We start from the raw sequence: 15,613 nt of genomic DNA, 5'->3' as shown, positions 1-15,613 counted from the left end.
ATACAATAGTACTGTGCAACACCGCCCTTAAAATTGCAATTGTAGGCTTAGGGTTATCTTCTTTACAAAATAGGCTTAATCAAGAAGGTTGCATCAGTGTATTGAATCCGCCATTCCAAAATTTTAAATAAGTCTGATTCTAAAATTTATGAGACTTAATAGATGTTAATTGATAAAATGCTTGCTCTTCTGGTAAATACTCTTATGAATTGATCTTGTATATTCCAACAGCTAGTAATAGCCAGCCAATGATAAAGCAAGCTCCACCAAATGGAGTAATTATTCCAATTGCTTTTACTTGCATCAAGCTCATTAAATACAAGCTACCTGAAAAGAGCAGGATACCAATAAAAAATAACCATCCGGATACTCGCAGAGTTTTTGTATCAAATTGCAAAAGAACCATCCCAACAAACAACAAGGAAAGACTATGGATAAATTGATACAAAATACCTGTTTGGAAAATTTGCATCTGGTAGTCGCTAAATTGTATCTTCAAGGCATGAGCTGCAAAAGCACCTAAAATTGTGGCAGTCATTGCTGAAAATGCACCTATTAACATAAAAATTTTAAATATTCTCAATTGAGAAGTAGTATGAAGCACTTGCTATCCTTGAAAAATTTTAAATGTAAAATATCAACTGAAATTTTATAGCTATTAATCCATAATCCACTCTCAGCATTTAAACCACATTCTCAACGCTAACTGACAAATCGAGCCCTTCTCGATCCAATAAATCCTGCAGACAAAGCCGAACAAACTGTTTTTTAGAGTAACCTAGCTTGTTAGCGAACTCGGCAGCCATTTTGGGGCTAATGAAACGTCTATAATAATCTAATGCAGCCTGTGATTTACTAATATTCATGTTTATTGACCTCTATAAACTCAACAATTTCCATCTGCTGATTTTTTCCCATGATATAAATTGCTCGATAAGCTTTACTTAAGCGAATAGAGCGCTGCCCTTTTCATTTTCCTTGCAGCGGTTCATCGTGAAACTCCGGTACCTTTCGAACCTCTAATAATCCTTCATGTACAACCGCTTCAATCCATTCAAACAGTTTAATGGCAATATGTGTAGGCACCTTCTTTAATTCTTTTTCCACTTTTTTGGTTAAAACAACCGTATAACAATTCATTATTACAAACGACTTATTTTTAATTTTATTGCACCCTAATTTAGGGTACAAATCAAATAAGCAATGCATGGACTATCAACCCCTATGCTACCAAATAAATTAAGGTTTAAAGTTAGAGGCGTGATTGTCATCCTCTGAAATAGCAAATTGTTTTAGAATGTCATCGACGTTACCTGTCAACTTGGATCCTTTGAATGTTTGTTTTATTTCAACATTTTGATTGACAGTTCCTGTGATTAAGGGTTTGAAAGCCCCATGTAAATTCAAATTTCTGTTATTCTTAAGCTCTTCTAATGAACTATCTTATAATTCTATAACTTAGATTTCAAAAAGAGCTAGACGAATAATTTTATTATTATAATAATGAGCGCCCTTATCTAGGCGTAATGGGTTGTGAGCGAACCCAATGCCAACGTTTATTGATAACCAGATTTAGATAAAAAGCTTGCTTAACTAAAATTGACCTGACAGACATTGATTCCAAATGGGATACTGTCAGCTGTACCACACAATTATAATAAAGTGATATTACTATGCTACAAGAAGAAAAAAATTCCCCGCTAAATTCAACGAATCAAAACAATACAATAATCTTAGATGTGCCTGGTGATGTTATTGGAATATTAGCATCTAAATACCTTTCTCTACACAGTATTTTTTCATTAAGGTTAGCGTCTAAAAAATTTGGCTCTGATCCGCACCTTAAAGCAGCAATGAATATTGAGAAGAAGAAACTACAAATCGCCGTTCATGCATTTGGCAGTTTTTATTTGTGGGAGGGGAAAGTATTTGCTGTTGGAAGACCCTACAGAGGCTTGGAAAAAAATATAGAGCATATCCCCATTCAAAATGACTTTTTGATAAGAACCATGCACGTGGGAAGTGAATATGCTATTTTTGGCGATATGAAAAATAATTATTTTGAATTTGGAAAACACCTTTCTTCAGAACTGACTCCCACCTATGCAGAACAAATAAAGAAGATAGAGTTTTCAGATGGTGCCATTACTAGAGTTGTAACGGGTGACTACGATTATTTTATTTGTGATAACAAAGGTCTATGGCATTCTTCCGGGCCTTACCAGGCGGCATTAGATTATATTCAAAAAAAAGGTAAAAATATTACTGATGTAGTTAGCAAAGATAAGCATATTTGTTTACGCGATAGTGACGGTAGTTGGTATGGATTTGGTAAAGGCGAGTTTTTTGGTGCTAAGGGAGAAATTAAGGAGCCTGTGCCTATCATGCTACCCGCTGAAGAAACAATCTTAGACATTAAGCTTGGTAAAGAAAATACTTTTATACGGGGCAGTAGTGGCCGATGGTTTGCTTGCGGTTATAATAGTCGTAACCAATTAGGAGCTAATGCTAGTTCCTCTTACCCAATTTTTGAATATAAATCTCCACACGGTCTTTCAATTCAGAATCTTGCTGCGGGCGATTACCATGTGTTTGCATGCGACACACAAGATCAATGGTATTTTTCAGGAGGTTATATCAGGCATCAAGCAAATAATAGTAAGCACCCTATTTCGATTGCGTGGGAAGGTGATAAATTATTTGAACCTATTAATTTACCCAACTCAAATAAAATTATTAAAATCATTACTGGTACATCGCATACTTTTTATCTTGATAATAATAGAAATTGGTATGTCGGAGGGCCAAACATAAGTCATGATCTAATAGGACTTAAAGAGGCAAAATTAACTTTACAGCCACAAGAATTTAATTTCTTTGAATTAGCAAATGTTTCAGATAGTGAAGAAAATATGGAATGGTATAAGAGTATGAGAATTTAAATTATTCTTTAACAACTGCGAATACAGGGCAAGGTTACTTCGCTATGAGAATAACTCTCAAAAAATGACCGTTTCTAATCCTTAACGCTTCTTTCACTTAAATTAAAGTGTAATTGATTGGCTGATTTTGTATAACCTCGGTTAAAGGAACAGACTTGGGCACTTAAATTATCTTGTATCAATAGGCATGTTACCGGTTAGCAAACTACTATAATTAGCTGAGAGAGCATAAAGGAAGGATTATATTAGGCTAATGGGTAAAGCTATCCAAAGGGGTAGGCCATCTTTCTGTATTACTTATATTTTAATAAAGAGTTTTTAAAATCGTTTAGCCCAAATGCATACTGTTTAAAATGGAGCTATTGTCAATTATTTAGGAGGTTATTATGAAAGAAAAAGATGCAATAGAACTGGAAAAAATATATGGCTCATCAGCCGTTGCAAATAAATTACGACGAATTGCAGAGGCTATTGAGCAAAACACAGGCTTTCAAATACAAATAAACAAAAAGCGTATTTATGTACCCGTTGATGTGTATGTTGAATTTGAGTATGAAGAAGAAAGCGATGAATACGAGCTTGGCATTGAAATAAAGTGGAAAAAAAATAAAGGTTAGTTTTTCTTGGGAAAGAAGTTGAATTAACTTATTAAAATCCCACATAAATAGTAAAACAGAATACACAGATTGTCAATGTATCAAGATGAATCATATTAATTGATTATAGAACACAATAAGTCAGAATGTTAAGTTTAATTTATTAAATTTTAGACTATAGATGTCCATTAATATAAGCTTAAAAAAGTGTATTTATCACACTATATTTCCTAATTAGGAAATATTAAAAATAAACAATATCTTGAAATTAATAGCTACTTAACTGTTGGGAGGCAACTAGCAGTCAAATTATTTTCCCTAAAATTTTGTTTAAGTTCATTGGTTCTGTGGCAAAAAGTTAATTTAGTAGAAATCAAAAAAATATTTTCCACCAGCAAAATTTAAGAAATTTAAACATTAAATTAAATTCCCACTTAAAGGGCAAAGATAGCTAACATTTGACTTCAAAGTCCCACTTTCAAAAAGTAGAAAATTTTTTGCAGCAGAGCTTAAATAAGCATAATGTCTTGAGCAAACAAGCTAGAATAATCAACTTTTAGACGCCAGAGTAATATTAAAACTTCTTTAAAAATCCTAGGAAATTTATCTGTAATGCATCTTTAACATCCATTAGCCTCTCTTTGATGCGGCCTTGATTTCTTTCCTCAGCACTCTTTATTTGTTTGTTAACATAGTCCATAGGGGTTTGATTAGTTTTGTTCTTTACATTTTTGTCGACCCCATTTTCTATTAGCCATATTACTATTGACGGTAATGCTCTTCGGCAAGCTGTATGCATCGGCGCATTGTTGTATGAGTCTTTAGCTACTTTATTAATATCGCAACCAGAATCTTTTAACAACTTTATTATTTCTAGCATGTCTGTTTCATTGCTATCTGTTGCTCTCGCAATCGCAAAATGTAATGGCGTGTACTTTGTTTTTGGATCATTGAAATTTAGATCATAATTTCTTTTTTGTGCTTCTTTGATTAATTTATAAACTCCATTGAAATCTACTTCCCTAATTTTTTCTTTTAAATTTTCCATAAACTCTTCCGACGGCCAATTACTTTGATGAAACATAGAATAATTCTCCGGGTGATCTTATAAATATATTATAGCTGGCTCTGTTGCAACATCCAAAAGATTACGTTCGCTATTACACAGGCTCTAAATTGTAATAATAATTATACTGCTGCATAAGTGACTTCTTTTTTCTTAAAAAAGTTTATGATTTTATCCGGGTTAAATTGAATTTTTGTCAGATAATAGCGAATGTTTATAGTTAAATCATCCAGGTTTTCAACGCTCTGAAATGGTTGCAGTTGCCCTTGACATCTTGGCTGACTAATTCCTGACGATTGAGCTCAGGGCTGTATGAGGACAAAAAAAATTTCAATGTTATCTTTAAGCTGATTAATGTATTGTTGCACTTTCTTACTAGGATGAACTTTAAGGTTAACAACAATAAGGAATATTTTTTGCTTAACTCGGCGGCACATTCGGCTCAAAAATTTGATAAATTTTTGACTATCACAGATGTCTGTAAAGACCATCCAATTCATGAAGCCTTATGGGTTAATATGAATTAATAGTCCAATTTATAACCTATTATATTTTCTCAAAAAACGACCATTTTGCGGAAATAAAATCTTAGGCTTTTCAGTATTCACTCACCACTTTAAAATTAAGTTTTAAAGGTGTTAATATAGTAATTTAACTTCTAGGGTATTTAATTTCATGTCAGACAAGACTCGTGGGACAGTAAAGTGGTTTAATGAAGACAAAGGTTTTGGTTTTATTGAAAGCAATGGCAAAGATTACTTCGTCCATTTTAGCGCGATTCAAAGCGGTGGTTTTAAAACGCTTTCAGAAGGGGCTCAGGTTTTGTTTAAACCTTCGCAAGGTCAAAAAGGACCGCAAGCTGAAGAGGTTGAGGTTATTTAATTTAATAAATTTTGAGCTTAACAGTTATTCATCTCAAATTAAGAACTATTAAAGCGCTTATCTTGTATTTCAGATATTACATAGAATTAATTTATAATGATATTACTCATATTGTTAATTATATGAGTAATATCTAGTTTTATAACAAGAGCAGTTCGCTCTTGTGTAGAGACGTGAACATACCCATAAATCATCCTAAATTCTCTGAATTATTTTATGATTTAAGTGTCATGCCCTTATCAGCGAGCTCTTGCAACGCTGCTTCATTTTTATGGACGTTCAATTTCATTCCGGCTAATATTTCAGGTGCCTTAGTAAATTGAATATCAGCATATTCGACTACTTGAATGAAATTACCCCAAGGATCGAGAAAATCGAAAAATTTATCCCCTATAAATTCTGCTCCAGCTTCTATTGCTAACTCTTTAACCTTAGAGCGGTCATCAACTACCAAACCAAAATGACGAATTTTATCTTTATGGGGGGTTGTACTTTTCATAAGGGCAATAAATTGATCGCCTAAATCAATAAAGGCATGCTCGTTACTCTTGCCTCGTAAAGTAAAATTAAAAATGTGACTATAGAATTCTAATGCTTTTTCAACATCACCTACTTCAAGTGCTATGTGGTTAATGCCAATTAAATTTGATTTAGCCATGATAAGCCTCCTTTCTATATAATATTTATTTTCATCTCTGCCCTGTGAGAAAGTTGACGAGCCTCTCTTCAAGGGATTTGTAAGTTAGGGATAACGCCTGCTTGTGCCCTTCTTTGAATAGAAACTTCCTGCATCATTTAGTGCGCAGGGCGCAATGGAATAGCCAACTAACTCAAGACATCATAAAATTAAACTCTCCAAGCTAACTATCTATTTCTTTCAGAGAAGATATTTTCAAATAGAAAATAAATAAATTAACTTATATCTACATTGCTTATCGAAGGTTTAGGCGATATGTTAATTGCTTGGTTCATAGTTAATATTCAATATTAGTCATAAACTAACTATGGAAACAATGATTAGTCATATAACAACTGGTTTTTTTAAATGATTTCTTTTCTCAAAATGAAAACTATTTGTTATAGAAGAATTCATCGGTAATCTTATTAACAGCTATTTAATAAATTCAAAGGCTTAAGCTGCTAAATTCACAAATTAATGAGTTATAAACAGTAATGGCATTGTGCTTTAAAAGGTTAAATATTCTATTATTACTATTAATAATCTGGATTTTTAGAGAAATAGTATGAAAAAAGGGTATAGATTGGGCTTTTGGAGCGAAACACAGAACGACTCTGTCCGACAAATTCAGAATTTACCTGAAGTAATTACAAATAGTTACTCTATAACTGCAAACTTTAACCCTATTAACATAAACGATACAATAATGAAAAATATTAGTCCTATACTACTTCGAGTTTTACAAGCCAGTACTGAGACAGCTGCGTTACAAATCACAGATTTTCATTATGCAAAAGTTTCAGAATTAACCGTTATCCCTAAAAGTAGTTCTCAAGCTGGGCTAATCGATTTAGATATGTATCATATTTGTCATAATAGTTCTACTAATCAAAAGATAAATTTTCTTTTCTTAATTGATAAAAATAATGAAGTTGCAGGTTATACTCATTTTAGTTTTTTAGAAAACTCTACTCATTTGGCTGAAGCATATTCTGAACTTGGTTTTGTAGCAATTGATTCGATTGAGTCATATAGAAGAGAGAATTATTCCCTAGGTACGTTGCTTTTTCAGGCCGCCTTTGAGCAAAGCTTAAACGCAGGATATGAAGGCCGTATTAGCCTTTTTTCAGCGAATAAAAGCGGTGGATTTTACTTTAAGCTTGGACTTACTGCACTTAAGGAGCCTATTTTTGATGCGTTATATTATGAGGGCCAGAAGGAAATAGATGGTGAAATTATGTTTTTAACTGCCCCAGCAATTGATGCATGGCAGGAAAGAGCAAGGATGCATCCCATCTTAGAAAATACAAAATTATTGGAAAATAATAAAATTGGCTAAATTATTGGAAAATAATAAAATTGGCTAATTATCCTTATGCAAAACTTTTACTGAAATTAGTTATAAATAATCAGTTAGTGCTTGTCCCATTAGTCTTAATTCAATTAGCCGTCCAAACCATCTAACTTGGTCTAAATCAATTTTTAACAATAAAAGGTCTTGAGTTTCTTTTTGATATTTAATAAAGAAATTGCCCTGCTCTTTGTAGATTTTATTAAGAATAAGTTTGTAGATTTTATTAAGAATAAGACCGTATTTTTTAAAATAAACTAACCCATATTGTGATTCTTCAAGTGTGCTTGGGGCAATGATGGCTAAACTTTGATTAGGCAAATCACTATGACAAATTTTTTATGAATGAAGAAAGCAAAACTTTCATTAGGATAGGTCCCAAATATAAATTCATTTTCTAAAGGCCTGTTAAAAAAACTCAATGTATTTTGATTCCAATTCATAATGGGAAAATTCTTAACGCTACTTACGGGCTGATTGATTAACTCTGTTTCTAATAAAGTTGTAATTGATACAGCAGAAAATTGAGATAAATTTTGAAGAAGCGAGCTTCTAGGTTTTTTTGTTTTTCCTGATAACAGTGATGTAAGGTGGGTTGAGGAATATTTGCTAATCTCGATAAACTCATTAGATTGAGATTATGTTGACTCATCAAATTATTTAAATTTTTAATTAATGTATTATTCATCAAGGTAATTTACAGTAATGTCTTAAAGAGCATACAGATTTAAAGTTACAAAGAGTGAACTTTGCTGGTATTGGATAGTGCAATCTACTCTTAATTTAAGAATCCTTCTTAATAGGAATAAGGTTAAGTACCTTTGACTTAACCTTCAACTAACACGTCAGATTATAATTTAGGGATTGATTGCCTGAGTAAATTGTTTATTTTCTTCTTCATATAATTGTTCTTTTTCTGCTGTACCTTTTCCCTTTAAGGATTTAAAGAGAGAAAAACATTGTTGTGTATACATTAATTTTTTCTCAGAATCTTTAGTTAGATTGTGAATTGTTTTGTTCGGCCCAAAATGAGATGTTCCATGGTAATTAATGATATGACTTGCAATTCTTGCTTCAATTTTCTCTGGTAAATTTAATCTATTTTGGGATAGAAGGGTTAGCTGACTAAACGCTCTTGGTAATGCTCTTGCTTTTAAAAAGCCATCGTCATCTTCCCACTGTCGAAGTCTAACGTAATATCGTTTTAACTGCCTAGGCTCATCTGTCTTTTGCCTTTTCATACTTTGGGCTTGACGTTCTTTCTCTTCTTCCTCATTTTGCTTTTCAGCCACAAAAATATTAACGCTATCACTTAATTTCTGAAATTGAGTTTTAAACCCTTCATGATTGAAATACTCTGGCTTTGACCATAATTGTTTTTTAAAATCATTAAACCCTTTTAATAAGGCATGGTAATCTGATAACTGAAGGACAGAAGACTTAAGTTGGATTAGCTTTTCAATTAGTTCACTTTGATTGGAAGAAGAATTAATAAATACCTGAGAGATACGCTTGTAAAGATAAGTGGTCCAAGAAAAATCTATTTGTGTTAAGTCTTTAGCATTAATAAAATTTTCTAAATAGCAAATAGGTTTTAATAGTTGAGCTGCTTTCGCTTCTGGGGTGTCTTTGGATTTAATTTGATATAACTTTAAATCAGGAGCACTTTCTTTATCCATGTACTGAACATATTCTTTAAATTTTGGAAGAAAAAATTCCAAAGCCCATGCACTATTTATTTCGAAATAATGGGCATTCTTTTCATCATTAAAATAATACAATAGAGCAGCTTTTGGATATTGATTAAGATAGTTTAAGAACTGCTGATTAGCTTTTGTAGACATACCTCGTATAGCAAAATACATTCTTTCTTTATCAAAAGAACGAAAGTCAAGAAACTGTGAGTAAGTTTCTGTCTTCTCATCGTATGCAGCACTGAATTGTGGCGTTTCTTTTTTTTGAGGCACTATACCAAACTGACAGCGTTTTGGTTTATCCTGAATCCCTGCTATTTTTAAAATAGTTTCTTCCACAATATCCGTTTTTTTTGTACTTACTCCGTAATAAAGCAAAAATTGATTTATTCCATCTAAAAAATTTTTGTACATGAATACCTCCTTTTGAATTAGATGTGCTTTGGTTTAAGTTGAAGATAAACAGTTAGATAAGGACTTTCTTGACACTAAAATATACGTTGTATTGACTAAAGTAGCTAACTTTTCTTCTAATGAAAGCGATAAGCGTTTGTTGACTATGCATTTACAAGAAATGAACTTATGCCTACACTCAATGGACGTGTTCATTTAAAAGACCGGCGATGGTTGACCTAATAACAATAAAAAAGAAAGAAGAACCTTTAACGAAAAAGCCACCATTATTGCTAAATCTGAATTAGAATTAATGTAAGCTATTTTGAATAGTGAATTTCTTGATTAATGGAGTATTCAATGAAAATTATAAAAAGTATTATATGGAGTGTAAGTATTTTAACATTAAGTAGTACTGTTTTAGCAGCATCTAACAACTGTCCGCCTATAAATTTAATTAAAGACGCTAAATTCATAAAGGCATCCAACCTAATCAATGATTGGTGGGTACTAACTTCTGGCCTATACAATTATCAAAATAGGGTGTGGGAGACAAAATTTAAATTCCCTGGTTATTTCAATAGTGAAAGCGAAGCTTTAAAGCTAGGAATTATAACTTTCACATCTGTAAGTAATGGAATCCATGCGCCAGATGAAACAGAAGATAAAGGTAAATTAATTTGCATATATACTGATAGTTATGATTATCAAGTCTATGCACAAAGCCAATGATTAAACTGTATCTTTGATATAGAGATAGATCTCGTGTATTTATCTCAATATATCAAATTTAAAATAATTATTAACAGCAGGTTCTAAAAAGCTCTACTGATTATTCTCAAGGCATCGTCAGATTAACATATAGGATTAAATTTTATTCTGCTGACTCAAGAAAAACTAACCTTTATTTTTGCTCCACTTTATTTCAATGCCAAGCTCATATTCATCATTTTCTTCTTCATACTCAAATTCAACATACACATCAACGGGTACATAAATACGTTTTTTGTTTATTTGTATTTGAAAGCCCTTGTTTTGCTCAATAGCCTCTGCAATTCGTCGTAATTTATTTGCAACGGCTGATGCACCATATATTTTTTCTAGTTCTATGGCATCTTTTTCTTTCATAATAACCTCCTAAATAATTGACAATAGCTCCATTTTAAACAGTATATATTTGGGTTAAATGATTTTAAAAACTTGTTATTAAATAGATTGTAATAGATAGAATTTTTTAAATTAATTTGAATATATTAAAACGAGCCCTTCCAAGTCTCAACAACTTTTTCACTCAGACCTTAGTATAAATGATTAGCCAGGAACAAACCTAGGGCTTAAACTGTTTTATATTAGTAGGCATATGGCCGGTTAACAAATAGCTAAAGTTTGTTGAGAAGGTATTAAGAATTAGGTCATCATCTTTCACCAATTGTAGAATTTCATTCACTTCATCATCTTTCCTATTTTGTTGACTTATTAAACAATTCACTAACTGATAAAAAGGCTCACGAAATTTGCTTTGTAATAAATCACTATTATTAGCGTTTATAAACTCTCTTTGAGCATCATAAGGTAGATAGTTGACTAGCCTGACTAAATGTTTAAAAGTTGCTTGACGAACACCTTCGCTTGCATCGGCCAAAGTAGACTTGACCTCTTTAAAAAGCTTACTAATCTCTATTGGTTGCACGCGTGAGGCAAGTGTTACTAAACACGCTGCGGCTGCTTCACAAACATACACATCTGTATCACTTAATTTAGCCTTAACCTCGGTGATTATCGCGTTAAGCTTTGTAGGTGGCACGTGCGACGCAAGCGCTGTTAAACACATTACAGCTGCTTCACGAACATTCCCATCTGTAGCACTCAATTTAGCCCTAACCTCGGTAAGTATCGTGCTAAGCTCGGTAGGTGGCACGTATGACGCAAGCTTTGCTAAACACGCTACAGCTGCTTCACGAACATCTCCATTTATATCATTCAATTTTGCACTTACCTCCGTGAGTATAGTGCCAAGCTCGATGGGTTGCACATATGGCACAAATGCTGCTAAACACACTAGGGCTGTTTCACGAACTTCCCCATCTGTATCATTCAATTTTGCCCTCACCTCCGTAAGTATCGCGTTAGACTCGATAGGTTGCGCGTGCAAAGCAAGTGCTATTAAACATTGTAAAGCTGCTTGACGGACATTCTCGCTCGTATCACTTAAAGTAGCCTTGACCTCTGTGAGTATTATACTAATTTCAGTCGGTTGCGCGTGCAAAGCAAGCACTGCTAAACATTGTAAAGCTGCTCGACGCACATCTCGATCCGTATCAGTCAATTTAGCCTTGGCTTCTATAATTATCGTACTAAGTTCATTAGGTTGTGCCTGCGGGGCAACTACTGCTAGACATTCTACAGCTGCTTGGCGAACATTCCAGTCTTCATCATCTAATGTAGCTTTAACCACTGTGATTATCATAATCACTTCACTCGGTTGTGCATATGCTGTAAGCGCTGCTAAACACTTTACTGCTGTTTGACGAACATCCCCATCTCCATTTCTCAATTTACCTTTAACCTCCGTAAGTATCGTGCTAAGCTCAGCAGGCTGCACATGCGACGCAAGTGTCGCTAAACATACTGCGGCTGCTTTACGAACTTCCCCATCTATATCACTCAATTTATTACTGACTTTCGAGAATACTGTACTAAGGTCAGTGGGTTGTGCGTGCAAAGCAAGCGCTGCTAAACACGTCACGGCTGCTTGGCGAACATCCCAACTTCCATCACTCAATTTACCCATAACTTCTGTGAGTATCATGCTAAGCTCGGCGGGTTGCACATCCGGCGCAAGCGCTGTTAAACACTCTAAGGCTGCTCGACGAACATCCCGATTCGTGTTACTTAATTTAGTTCTAACCTCTGTAAGTATCGTGCTAAAATGTGTAGACGCAAGTGTGGTTAAACATACTACGGCTGCTTGGCGAACATCTTGGTTTGGCCTCGTTAACATTGCACTCACGGGAATAATAAATTTTGCTAAATCAGTTGGCTTGAAGAAAGGAGCTAACTCACTTAATATTATGCAGCCATGTTTAGGACTAGTTCTCAACGTCAGCTCAAGGCCTTGGTGTAGACTGTTATTAAATAATACAGATTTATTCTCAAGTCTGCTTATAACTACCAAGATAGGTAATTTATTTTTAAAATCTAAAAAGGGATTTTTGATGAGCTTAAACAAGGCGTTGATTAATCGTTGGCGATTCGCATCAGACAAATAAGCACTACTAAGAGATTGATTCATTCTCTGTTTTAATAAACTGTTTACTACTTTTTCCTGGTAAATAACTGCCTCAGCATCTTGTTTCATTAATAAGGATAGGGTAGCTATAAACGATTGGCGCTTATCAACTAAACGACATTGCTTATACAACGTCTGGGCAGGCAGCTTAGAATAAATCAAGAGCGCAACATCTAACGGGAGGTCTGAAAAAAAAGTAGGAGTTAACATGCCTGATGACCTTAAAATGATAATTGTGCAAATTTTAAATCCATTTTATTTAATTTCAATCACATTTTTATAGCCATTAAAATTAACTTCAAAAAATCTCGGAAAAGGACCCTTTTTTGAGACGCTTCATCCTCACAACCCCCTACTATCAATTTCCCTTATTCAGCCTACCTTTACACATTGCTATTTTTATTATATTTCCATATCACAATCAAAGTATTAAATACACATTAAAAATAACAATAATTGAGAAAAAGTAATGTCACGATTAATTGGATACGCTCGCGTCAGCACTATTGAGCAAAATTTAAACTTACAAGTGGATGCCCTCCTCCAAGCTGGCTGTCAAAAAAATAATATTTTTAAAGATAAAGTTTCAGGTTCTAAAACGGACCGGCCTGGTTTGACCCAATGTTTAGAGAATTTGTCAGCGGGCGATGTGTTAGTGGTTTGGCGTCTTGACCGATTAGGCCTCACTTAGTTTCGCTTATTGAAACCTTGCGAGAAAAAGGGGTCGGTTTTAAATCTCTATGCGATGGCGCGATTGATACCACCACCGCTTCTGGCGAATTAGTCTTTAATATTTTTTCTTCCATGGCACAATTTGAGCGCCGCCTCATTCAAGAGCGAACGCAAGCGGGTCTCTCTGCTGCACGAGCACGAGAAAAAAAAAGGGCCGCCCTAAAGTCGATGCCTCCAAAATCCAAGCGGCGAAACGAATGCACTAAGATAAAGCTTTAACTATTGCTGATATTGCAAAGTGCTTAATATTTCTAAGCCAACATTATATCGTTATTTAGCCTTTAACATGCGTCAAAGTAATTGGCTCTATAATTTAAAAAAACTATTAGGTTAATTTTCAAATGCAAAAATTATTGTGCCTTCTCTTACCTACCCATAAACCTAGCTAAACTTTCTTGAGCATTAGCTAAGTCTTCCGGAAGCTCGTATTGTACGGGTTCTGCTTTTATAAATTTATTGTAAAAAAAACTTACATTTGTTTTTGCAAATTCATAAGCATTAGCTGTTGCACTTTTTGCGCTCTCATAAACTTTAGAAGGATTCGTTAATTGTTTAGGGCCATCAATAAATATTGAACTAAATATTGAGTTAGCTCTAGGTCGGCTACTCTCTTTAAATAAAAGCTCAAGGCTATCTTGGGCGCGATCAATAAGCAAAACTTTTAAAATTCCAAAACAGGTAGAAGATGAAAAACCATTATTAAATAAATCGATAGCAATTGAAATGGTATTAGTTAGTACCAGAAAACCTGCTATGTATTTCACTAATTGATTATAAACAGCATTTTGGAGTGCAGTTTTAGCACGGCTATCATCAAGTTTAGAGATGAGTAGATAAGCATGAAATAGAAATACTAAGTCATGCTCTTCTAGTGCATTATTTAATAATTCAGTAATTACTCTACCATATCTTACAAATTGATTACGGTTGATGATAGATTCAAAAATTGCAATTTGTGGTGTAGGATGTCTTAGAAAATTTGCTCTATAATTGCTTATTAGTTGTCGATTTATTGAGAGAGACGCCCTATCTAATATTGTTGGTGAAGAAATCGAATTTTCATTAGAAGGCTCCCTATCTAGTAATATTGGAAAAAATGGATTTTCACTAGTCTGGTTATCAGTAAAGTCTAGTAGATCTTGATTGTTTGTTTCATATTGATTATTGCTTGCTTTATTTTTAAATTTTCTTAATTGCCAATTAAATTTATTTTCTTTGTCAATTTTAGAAAGAACATCATTATCCTCAACAAGTGTATCGTTATTGTCGCTTTTCAATAACTTGCTAGCAATATCTTGAGGAGCCATATCTTTACAATCATCTAGCGTTTTTTCTGATAATTTAATTGCATAATAATTCCCCTGTCTTCTTGAGAAGGGGCACGATGAGAGTTCTTTTAAAGTTTTCTCATTGCCAGTGTAATAATAAATGTCTTTGGTTTTATTATCCGATTTAGGAACCTTAATTAAAAAAGCCTTTTCTTTAACAAGCGGCTCAAACGATATTGGACATTTATTAGTATATGACATGATTTATTTCTTTTGCTTTTATCGCGGATATTAAATATTAACATGCCTTATATTTGATTGATAATTTATCTAATAAAATATTTAATGTGCAAACTAGTGCTTAATAGATTGTTAAAATTTAGATAACTATGTAAGCGTTTAAAAATTATTTGTAAGTGATTTATGCCTTAACCATTTAGGCTACACTGTGGTGCATTAGGTTTCGATTACCGAAACATTTTCTTGGATCATTAATTACTTAAGTAATTTCAATAAAATTATCGATAAGTATATCAATGCAAATACAACCCACAATTATGAATTGAGATCCTGAAACTATAATTTGAGGGCTTGAAAAAAATCAGTCCTAAAATTTTAAAAGAGTTCCTTGAAGATTTGAGGACCTCTTTAATACCAGCAAGGGTTTTTAAAAGATATTGAACTTTACTTTTTATAAGAGGACCTTTTTTAGTTAAAATAT

At 33.4% G+C, this 15,613-nt stretch carries 18 protein-coding genes; 7 read left to right on the top strand and 11 right to left on the bottom strand.

Features of this window, described 5'->3' with window-relative positions; genetic code table 11:
- Positions 1-202 precede the first annotated feature (202 nt).
- From ACQUW5_RS00830 to ACQUW5_RS00820, 3 genes are all read right to left on the bottom strand, one after another.
- The gene (locus tag ACQUW5_RS00830) at positions 203-604 is read right to left on the bottom strand and encodes a DUF423 domain-containing protein (protein WP_444989077.1); all 402 of its coding nucleotides are present in this window, start codon (positions 602-604) and stop codon (positions 203-205) included.
- 79 nt (positions 605-683) lie between these two features.
- Complete coding sequence (locus ACQUW5_RS00825; RefSeq protein WP_444989075.1) at positions 684-866, bottom strand: hypothetical protein; 183 nt, start codon at positions 864-866, stop codon at positions 684-686.
- A 103-nt stretch (positions 867-969) separates the two neighbouring features.
- Positions 970-1,209 carry a hypothetical protein gene (locus ACQUW5_RS00820; RefSeq protein ID WP_444989073.1) on the bottom strand — a complete coding sequence of 80 codons (240 nt, stop codon included), beginning with the start codon at positions 1,207-1,209 and terminating at the stop codon, positions 970-972.
- A gap of 464 nt (positions 1,210-1,673) precedes the next feature.
- Here ACQUW5_RS00820 and ACQUW5_RS00815 point away from each other — a divergent pair, with 464 nt between their 5' ends.
- Together ACQUW5_RS00815 and ACQUW5_RS00810 are read left to right on the top strand one after the other, a co-directional pair.
- The gene (locus tag ACQUW5_RS00815; RefSeq protein ID WP_444989071.1) at positions 1,674-2,942 is read left to right on the top strand and encodes an RCC1 domain-containing protein; all 1,269 of its coding nucleotides are present in this window, start codon (positions 1,674-1,676) and stop codon (positions 2,940-2,942) included.
- 386 nt (positions 2,943-3,328) lie between these two features.
- Complete coding sequence (locus tag ACQUW5_RS00810) at positions 3,329-3,559, top strand: amphi-Trp domain-containing protein (protein ID WP_444989069.1); 231 nt, start codon at positions 3,329-3,331, stop codon at positions 3,557-3,559.
- Between the two features lie 553 nt (positions 3,560-4,112).
- Here ACQUW5_RS00810 and ACQUW5_RS00805 read toward each other — a convergent pair.
- Positions 4,113-4,586 (bottom strand): ankyrin repeat domain-containing protein, encoded by a 474-nt coding sequence (locus ACQUW5_RS00805; RefSeq protein ID WP_444989068.1) that lies wholly within the window; start codon positions 4,584-4,586, stop codon positions 4,113-4,115.
- A gap of 320 nt (positions 4,587-4,906) precedes the next feature.
- On the bottom strand, positions 4,907-5,095 hold the full coding sequence (locus ACQUW5_RS00800; protein WP_444989602.1) for a transposase: 189 nt from the start codon (positions 5,093-5,095) through the stop codon (positions 4,907-4,909).
- Positions 5,096-5,279: 184 nt separating this feature from the next.
- On the opposite strand from ACQUW5_RS00800, the gene ACQUW5_RS00795 reads away from it, so the two are divergent.
- Positions 5,280-5,486, top strand: a complete 207-nt coding sequence (locus tag ACQUW5_RS00795) for a cold-shock protein (protein WP_444989066.1) — start codon at positions 5,280-5,282, stop codon at positions 5,484-5,486.
- A gap of 214 nt (positions 5,487-5,700) precedes the next feature.
- On the opposite strand, the gene ACQUW5_RS00790 is transcribed toward ACQUW5_RS00795, so the two are convergent.
- A complete protein-coding gene (locus ACQUW5_RS00790; protein ID WP_444989064.1) occupies positions 5,701-6,144 on the bottom strand; it encodes a VOC family protein in 444 nt (147 codons plus the stop codon).
- Between the two features lie 727 nt (positions 6,145-6,871).
- On the opposite strand from ACQUW5_RS00790, the gene ACQUW5_RS00785 reads away from it, so the two are divergent.
- Positions 6,872-7,504: a hypothetical protein gene (locus tag ACQUW5_RS00785; protein ID WP_444989062.1), complete on the top strand. Its 633-nt coding sequence runs from the start codon at positions 6,872-6,874 to the stop codon at positions 7,502-7,504.
- 60 nt (positions 7,505-7,564) lie between these two features.
- Here the strand turns inward: ACQUW5_RS00785 and ACQUW5_RS00780 are convergent, their stop codons facing one another.
- Both ACQUW5_RS00780 and ACQUW5_RS00775 read right to left on the bottom strand, forming a co-directional pair.
- Complete coding sequence (locus tag ACQUW5_RS00780; RefSeq protein ID WP_444989060.1) at positions 7,565-7,837, bottom strand: hypothetical protein; 273 nt, start codon at positions 7,835-7,837, stop codon at positions 7,565-7,567.
- A 536-nt stretch (positions 7,838-8,373) separates the two neighbouring features.
- Positions 8,374-9,624, bottom strand: a complete 1,251-nt coding sequence (locus ACQUW5_RS00775; RefSeq protein WP_444989058.1) for a hypothetical protein — start codon at positions 9,622-9,624, stop codon at positions 8,374-8,376.
- 339 nt (positions 9,625-9,963) lie between these two features.
- On the opposite strand from ACQUW5_RS00775, the gene ACQUW5_RS00770 reads away from it, so the two are divergent.
- Positions 9,964-10,335 (top strand): hypothetical protein, encoded by a 372-nt coding sequence (locus ACQUW5_RS00770; RefSeq protein ID WP_444989056.1) that lies wholly within the window; start codon positions 9,964-9,966, stop codon positions 10,333-10,335.
- 165 nt (positions 10,336-10,500) lie between these two features.
- On the opposite strand, the gene ACQUW5_RS00765 is transcribed toward ACQUW5_RS00770, so the two are convergent.
- Positions 10,501-10,731 carry an amphi-Trp domain-containing protein gene (locus ACQUW5_RS00765; protein ID WP_444989054.1) on the bottom strand — a complete coding sequence of 77 codons (231 nt, stop codon included), beginning with the start codon at positions 10,729-10,731 and terminating at the stop codon, positions 10,501-10,503.
- A gap of 199 nt (positions 10,732-10,930) precedes the next feature.
- Positions 10,931-13,102 carry a HEAT repeat domain-containing protein gene (locus ACQUW5_RS00760; protein WP_444989052.1) on the bottom strand — a complete coding sequence of 724 codons (2,172 nt, stop codon included), beginning with the start codon at positions 13,100-13,102 and terminating at the stop codon, positions 10,931-10,933.
- 259 nt (positions 13,103-13,361) lie between these two features.
- On the opposite strand from ACQUW5_RS00760, the gene ACQUW5_RS00755 reads away from it, so the two are divergent.
- Entirely contained in the window at positions 13,362-13,583 is a 222-nt protein-coding gene (locus ACQUW5_RS00755) for a recombinase family protein (protein WP_444989050.1), read from the top strand.
- Positions 13,584-13,600: 17 nt separating this feature from the next.
- Positions 13,601-13,843: a recombinase family protein gene (locus ACQUW5_RS00750; protein WP_444989048.1), complete on the top strand. Its 243-nt coding sequence runs from the start codon at positions 13,601-13,603 to the stop codon at positions 13,841-13,843.
- A gap of 146 nt (positions 13,844-13,989) precedes the next feature.
- Here ACQUW5_RS00750 and ACQUW5_RS00745 read toward each other — a convergent pair whose 3' ends face one another.
- On the bottom strand, positions 13,990-15,153 hold the full coding sequence (locus ACQUW5_RS00745; RefSeq protein ID WP_444989047.1) for a hypothetical protein: 1,164 nt from the start codon (positions 15,151-15,153) through the stop codon (positions 13,990-13,992).
- Positions 15,154-15,613 lie beyond the last annotated feature (460 nt).

It is taken from the genome of Legionella pelazae, assembly GCF_052527395.1.
The sequence above is the reverse complement of the archived record's forward strand: the minus strand, read 5'-3'. Positions and strand labels throughout refer to the sequence as shown.